This is a genomic window from Catenulispora pinisilvae, from assembly GCF_015356865.1.
GTDB classification, from domain to species: Bacteria; Actinomycetota; Actinomycetes; order Streptomycetales; family Catenulisporaceae; genus Catenulispora; species Catenulispora pinisilvae.
In genome coordinates, this window is the sequence record NZ_JAAFZA010000546.1 from 1 (window position 1) to 792 (window position 792).

General features: G+C 67.2%; 1 protein-coding gene. It reads left to right on the forward strand.

Translation table 11 applies throughout. From position 1 onward, the window contains the following. The first annotated feature begins 106 nt into the window (after window positions 1-106). A complete protein-coding gene (locus IZR01_RS49390; RefSeq protein ID WP_194927913.1) occupies window positions 107-595 on the forward strand; it encodes a YybH family protein in 489 nt (162 codons plus the stop codon). The last annotated feature ends 197 nt before the right edge of the window (window positions 596-792 follow it).

A 792-nucleotide genomic window follows, 5' to 3' on the forward strand; every position in this document is an offset into this window, starting at 1 on the left:
GATCCCGCCCCCGATCCACCGGCTTCCCCTCCGCCTGAAGCATGCCGTACCCTCAAACGTGTTCGGTCACCACCGAACATGATGAGAACAGCGAAAGGCGCGCGCCATGATCGACAAGACTGACATCGCGTTCGGTCCCGCCTCCCGCAACCGCCTGGCGCAGGCCGCCGACCGGGGACCGGACGGCGCCCTGGCCGCCCTGGAGTCCTTCTACTACGGGCTGAACAACGCAGACCTCGACGCACTCCGCCGCGACTGGTCCCCGAGCCCCCTCGCCCAGCTGAACAACCCGATCGGCGGCATCCTGCGCGGCGGCGAGGCGATCATGGACCTGTACGAGAAGGTCTTCGCCGGCACCGCGAACGTCCAGGTGACCTTGAGCGACGTGGTCGCCTACACCGGCCCCGACCACGCGGTCTTCGCCGGCCGCGAGACCGGGACCTACACCACCCCGGACGGCACCATCACCCCGCTGAGCATCCGCACCAGCCGCTACTTCCGCTACGAAGACGGCCACTGGCGGCAGTTCCACCACCACGGGAGCATCGACGACGCGGGGGAGCTGGCCGCGTATCAGAAGGCGATTCGCGGCTAGTGCGGTGGCCGGATTGGTTCACCGGGTTGGTGGTGTGGTCACCTGTTGGACGAGGGTCGGGTGCGGAGGCCGCCGGTCGTGTACGGGGTTTAAAGGCGTTGTTGAGAAATCGGCAGATTTCGGCCAAATGTTCTCGCGCACGCGGCGGCGGGCGGGCAGGCGGCCGAAATCCGCCGGTTTCTCAACAACATGTGTAC